The following is a 4,832-nucleotide window of genomic DNA, read 5'->3' on the forward strand; positions in this document are numbered from 1 at the left end:
GTTTCTTCCGGCTGCATCCGCCTGACCAATGAGGACGTGACCGACCTCTACAGCCGCGTGCAAGTCGGCACCCGCGTGGTGGTGCTGCCGCAGACCCACCGCAGCGCTTCCACCGGCTCGCGCCACGGCGAACGACTTGGACGGCGCGCTCCCGAAGGAAGTGCGCGAGGAGCGCCGGGCGCGTTTCATGGCGATTGCCGAGGCCGTGTCGGTCGACAAGCTGCGCTCGCGCATTGGCTCAACCATGCAGGTGCTGATCGATTCCGCACCGGCGATGGGTCGCAAGGGCGGCGTCGGCCGCAGCTACGCCGATGCCCCGGAGATCGACGGCACGGTGCGTTTGGCCGCGCCGCAAAAGGCCAGCAAGATCCTCAAGGTGGGCGAGTTCACCAAGGCCAAGATCGTCGCGACCGAAGGGCATGACTTGATCGGCATCCCGGTCTGATCGAGGGGTAGGTTTTGACCAAACGCGCAATTTCCACTGACCAAATCCACCACCCCTACCGTGCCCCGGACGGCTGGGATGCGTTCCCTCCCGGCGTCTTTAAGGCCTCGACGGTGCTGTTCAAGAACACCGCCGACCTGCATCAATACCGCCCGCGTGACGGCCGCAGCTATCGCTACGGCCTGCACGGCACGCCGACCAGCTACACGCTGGCGGCGCGCATCGCCAGCCTGGAGTGCGCCCGCCATTGCTTGTTGGTGCCGAGCGGTTTGGCGGCGGTGACGCTGGTCAGTCTGGGCCTGCTGCGGCCTGGCGACGAGGTGCTGGTGCCGGACAACGTGTACGGGCAAAACCGCTATTTGAGCGAGTCCTGGTTGCCGCAGTTCGGCATCACGCACAAGTTCTATGACCCGCTCGATGCTGCCGGTTTCAGGGCCAAGTTGGGCCCGCAGACCCAGCTGGTCTGGCTGGAGGCTGCCGGCTCGATCACGCTGGAGTTCCCCGATTTGCTGGGGCTGCTGGCTGCCTGCAAGGCGCATGGCGGTGTCATCACCGCGCTGGACAACACCTGGGGCTCGGGCGTCGCCTTCAATCCGTTTGAGATCGCGCCAGGCATTGGTGTCGATATCTCGATGCAGGCCCTGACCAAGTACGCATCGGGCGGTGCCGATGTGCTGATGGGCTCGGTCTGCACGCGTGATCTGGCGCTGCATGAGCGCCTCAACCATGCCCATGAACATCTCGGTTATGGCCTGGGTCAAAACGATGTGGAGCTGGTCTTGCGCGGCCTGCCGACGCTGGAGTTGCGCTACCGCGCGCAAGACGCGACGACGCGTGCGCTGGCCGCTTGGATGCAAACTCAGCCGCAAGTGGCGCAGGTCTTGCATCCGGCACTGCCCGGCTCGCCCGGCCATGAATACTGGCTGCGGACCAGCGCGGGCGGTGCGGCGTGTTTGTTCTCGGCCGTTTTCAAGCCCGAGTACAGCGCGCTGCAAGTGGATGCCTTTGTCGACGCGCTGGCGCTGTTCGGCATTGGCTATTCATGGGCCGGGCCGATGAGTTTGGCCGTGCCCTACGACCTGACTCGCAGCCGCAACTTGGGACGCAATTTTGCCGAAGGTGTGGTCGTGCGCTTTGCGATCGGCCTGGAGGCCGAGGCCGATTTGCGCGCCGACTTGGCGCAGGCGCTGGCGCTGCTTTAGTCGCGGGAAGGAGTTTTTGATGCGTGCCGCATCAACTGCCCTTTCTCCTTTTGACGAAAGTAGAAAGGCGTCGCTACGCGACCCTCAACTCTTCGAGTTGGCAGCATGACGCATCAACTGCCCTTTCTCTTTCTCCCAGTCGCGTTTCTTCTCGGTATTGCGCTTGTCATGCTCGGCCTTGCCCTTGGCCAGGCCGATCTCGACCTTGACGTAACTGCCCTTGAAGTGCAGGTTCAGCGGCACCAGGGTGAAGCCTTTTTGCTCGATCTTGCCAATCAAGCGGCGGATGTCTTCGCCCTTCAGCAAGAGCTTTTTGATCCGGTCGGCCAGCGGGCTGATGTGGGTCGAGGCGTTGCGCAGCGGGTTGATGCGGCAGCCAATCAAATACATCTCGCCGCCCTTGATCATCACGTAGCCATCGGTCAGCTGAACCTGGCCGGCACGGATGGACTTGACCTCCCAGCCCTCCAGCACGATGCCGGCTTCATGCCGCTCTTCAATGAAGTAGTCATAGCGGGCGCGGCGGTTTTCGGCGATCGGGGCGGCTGAAACGGCCGGCTTCGCTTTGGCCGGAGGTCTGAATGACGAGTTGGTTGCAGTGGACATGGAGCTCTTATTTTCGGGTGGCTTGGGCGGCGGTGAATTGAGTCGGTCGCGCCAATACAATCACCGCATTGTATGAAGCATGTTAAAAAATCCGTTCTCCTTTGGTACTCGCCGCGCGAGATGTATGACTTGGTCGTCGGCGTTGAGCGCTACCCTGAGTTTTTGCCGTGGTGCGAACGCGCAGAATTGCTGGAGCAGCAAGACGACGGCGCAACCGCGCGGCTGTCACTGGCCTATGCCGGGGTGCGCCACGCCTTCACCACCCGCAACAGCCATGAGGTCGACCGGCGCGTCAGCATGCGCTTGGTCGACGGCCCCTTTTCCTTGCTCGACGGCGACTGGCGTTTTCTGCCGCTGGCCAAACCGGGCAGCCAAAGCGAAGCCGAGGTGGCTTGCAAGATTGAGTTCGAACTTCGCTACGCCTTCTCCAGCATGGCGCTGGAGGCGGTGGTCAGCCCCGTGTTTGACCGCGTCGCCAATACCTTTGTCGAGCGCTTCGTTCAGCGTGCCGAGGCGGTCTATGGGCCGCGCTGACCATGCAAGTTGAGCTGGTCTGGAGCCCGCAGGCCGGTGACGTTAGGCAGTTGAATCTGCTCGTGCCGGCCGGTGCGACGATCGAACAGGCGCTGCGCGCTTGCCCCGAATTCGTCGAGCAGCTGCCGCCCGCGCTCCTTGGCGTTCTGAAGATCGGTGTCTGGGGGCGCTTGATGCCCCTGAGCACGCCGCTGCGCGAGCGTGACCGGATTGAGGTCTACCGGCCTTTGACGGTGGATCCGAAGGAATCGAGGCGGCTGCGCTATCGCAAGTCTCCCGAACGGGTCGCCTCGCGGCACCGGCCGCTGGGCGGCAAGATCGTGCTCTAGAGGCAATCGCTGTCAATGACCGTGCGAGTGCGCGTGACTTCTTCGGCACGCTGGCGCTCGTCGATGACGATGGGTTCGCCCTTTTCGTTGTTGCGGGTCAGCCTGATGCCTTCCTGCAGCATTTTCATATTTTCTTTGGCGCGCACGCAGTTGTCGCGGCGCTGCTCGGCCTGCTTGGCGTCAGCTTCCTTTTGGCGCAGCTGCGTGTCCTTTTCTTGCTGCTTCTCGCGTGCCTGGCGCTCTAGCGCTGCCTTGTTGGGGCTGCTGGCAGGTGGGGGCGGGGCGCTGGCGCTGGTGGCTGTGCCATAGGGGACGATGACGACGCGCTCTTGCTGCTGATTCTTGGGTCGCTGCAGGATGTCTTTCTCGGCCGTCCCTTGCGGCGGTGGCAGATCGCTGAACTGCAACTTGCCGCTAGCATCGCGCCATTTCCACTGCGCTTGCGCGGGCAGCGCAATGCAAAGCAGTAGCAGGCCCAATAGGCCGATGCGTTTGAGGTCAAAAGTGGCGAGTAGATTTGGCATTTTTCGAGTGTAGCCTTGGGGCTTGAAAGTTAGCGGCCTTGCGCGCCTCCGTATAATGCCGCTTTGCGTCTGGAGCTTCCCCTATGCGCCTACTCGGCAAAGCGCTCACCTTCGATGATGTTCTCTTGGTGCCAGCGTTCTCGCAAGTCCTGCCTCGCGACACCAGTTTAGCCACTCGGCTGTCCCGCAATATCCGTCTCAACCTGCCCTTGGTGTCCGCCGCCATGGACACGGTCACCGAAGCGCGTCTGGCCATCGCCGTCGCGCAAGAGGGCGGCATCGGCATCGTTCACAAGAATCTGACTGCGGCTCAGCAAGCGATCGAGGTCGCGCGCGTCAAGCGCTATGAGTCTGGCATCGTGCTGGAGCCATTCACCATCACGCCCAGCACCACGGTGCGCGAAGTGATCGCCTTGCAGCGCCTGCACGGCGTGTCGGGCTTCCCGGTCTTGGAAGGTAAAAAGGTCGTCGGCATCGTCACCGGCCGCGATGTGCGCTTTGAGACGCGCATGGACTTGGCCGTCAGCGAAATGATGACGCCGGCCGCCAAGCTGATCACCGTCAAGGAAGGCGCTTCGCTGGAACAGGCCAAGGCCTTGATGCACCAGCACAAGCTGGAGCGCGTGGTGGTCATCAACGCTAACTTCGAGTTGCGCGGCCTGATGACCGTCAAAGACATCACCAAGCAAACCAGCTTCCCCAATGCCGCCCGCGACTCACACGGCAAGCTGCGCGTCGGTGCGGCGGTCGGTTTCGGTGACGACACCGAAGAGCGCGTCAGCCTGCTGGTCAAGGCCGGCGTCGATGTGCTGATCGTTGACACCGCGCACGGCCACAGCGCCGGCGTGCTGGAGCGCGTGCGCTGGGTCAAGGACAAGTTCCCAGGCGTCGACGTGGTCGGCGGCAATATCGCCACCGCTGCAGCCGCTTTGGCGCTGGTGGAGGCGGGTGCGGACGGCGTCAAGGTCGGCATCGGCCCGGGCTCGATCTGCACCACCCGCATCGTCGCCGGCGTCGGCGTGCCGCAGATCACCGCGATCGACAACGTCGCCACCGCCTTGCGCGGCACCGGCGTGCCGGTGATTGCCGACGGCGGCGTGCGCTTCTCGGGCGACTTGGCCAAGGCGATTGCCGCCGGTGCCGATTGCGTGATGATGGGCGGCGCCTTTGCCGGCACCGAAGAGGCCCCCGG

At 63.5% G+C, this 4,832-nt stretch carries 6 protein-coding genes and 2 pseudogenes; 6 read left to right on the forward strand and 2 right to left on the reverse strand.

Going from position 1 to position 4,832, the window contains the following annotated elements; all coding sequences use genetic code 11:
• Nucleotides 1–15 precede the first annotated feature (15 nt).
• The 3 genes and pseudogenes from RMO57_RS21965 to RMO57_RS03880 all read left to right on the forward strand — a co-directional run.
• Nucleotides 16–72 (forward strand): annotated as a pseudogene (locus RMO57_RS21965) (hypothetical protein); the annotation flags it as partial.
• 37 nt (nucleotides 73–109) lie between these two features.
• Nucleotides 110–445: pseudogene (gene rimO / locus RMO57_RS03875) on the forward strand (30S ribosomal protein S12 methylthiotransferase RimO); the annotation flags it as partial.
• Nucleotides 446–459: 14 nt separating this feature from the next.
• A complete protein-coding gene (locus RMO57_RS03880; RefSeq protein WP_310384403.1) occupies nucleotides 460–1,647 on the forward strand; it encodes a PLP-dependent transferase in 1,188 nt (395 codons plus the stop codon).
• Nucleotides 1,648–1,731: 84 nt separating this feature from the next.
• Here RMO57_RS03880 and smpB read toward each other — a convergent pair whose 3' ends face one another.
• On the reverse strand, nucleotides 1,732–2,253 hold the full coding sequence (gene smpB, locus RMO57_RS03885) for an SsrA-binding protein SmpB (RefSeq protein WP_310384404.1): 522 nt from the start codon (nucleotides 2,251–2,253) through the stop codon (nucleotides 1,732–1,734).
• Between the two features lie 72 nt (nucleotides 2,254–2,325).
• Between smpB and RMO57_RS03890 the strand changes: the two genes are divergently transcribed.
• The gene (locus tag RMO57_RS03890) at nucleotides 2,326–2,787 is read left to right on the forward strand and encodes a type II toxin-antitoxin system RatA family toxin (RefSeq protein ID WP_310384405.1); all 462 of its coding nucleotides are present in this window, start codon (nucleotides 2,326–2,328) and stop codon (nucleotides 2,785–2,787) included.
• A 2-nt stretch (nucleotides 2,788–2,789) separates the two neighbouring features.
• Nucleotides 2,790–3,116, forward strand: a complete 327-nt coding sequence (locus tag RMO57_RS03895) for an RnfH family protein (protein WP_310384407.1) — start codon at nucleotides 2,790–2,792, stop codon at nucleotides 3,114–3,116.
• On the opposite strand, the gene RMO57_RS03900 is transcribed toward RMO57_RS03895, so the two are convergent.
• Nucleotides 3,113–3,640: a DUF4124 domain-containing protein gene (locus RMO57_RS03900; protein ID WP_310384409.1), complete on the reverse strand. Its 528-nt coding sequence runs from the start codon at nucleotides 3,638–3,640 to the stop codon at nucleotides 3,113–3,115. The two genes, RMO57_RS03895 and RMO57_RS03900, sit on opposite strands and share 4 nt — an antisense overlap.
• Before the next feature lie 83 nt (nucleotides 3,641–3,723).
• Here RMO57_RS03900 and guaB point away from each other — a divergent pair.
• Nucleotides 3,724–4,832 (forward strand): IMP dehydrogenase (gene guaB / locus RMO57_RS03905; protein ID WP_310384411.1); only part of this gene is annotated, 1,109 nt, incomplete at its 3' end.

This window comes from Roseateles sp., assembly GCF_031397715.1.
In the GTDB taxonomy this organism is placed as follows: Bacteria; Pseudomonadota; Gammaproteobacteria; order Burkholderiales; family Burkholderiaceae_C; genus Paucibacter_A.

Bases quoted from the DNA above. Each gene is read 5' to 3' on its own strand.
- smpB (WP_310384404.1), bottom strand. From the start codon at position 2,253: ATGTCCACTGCAACCAACTCGTCATTCAGACCTCCGGCCAAAGCGAAG.
- RMO57_RS03890 (WP_310384405.1), top strand. From the start codon at position 2,326: ATGAAGCATGTTAAAAAATCCGTTCTCCTTTGGTACTCGCCGCGCGAG.
- RMO57_RS03895 (WP_310384407.1), top strand. From the start codon at position 2,790: ATGCAAGTTGAGCTGGTCTGGAGCCCGCAGGCCGGTGACGTTAGGCAG.
- RMO57_RS03900 (WP_310384409.1), bottom strand. From the start codon at position 3,640: ATGCCAAATCTACTCGCCACTTTTGACCTCAAACGCATCGGCCTATTG.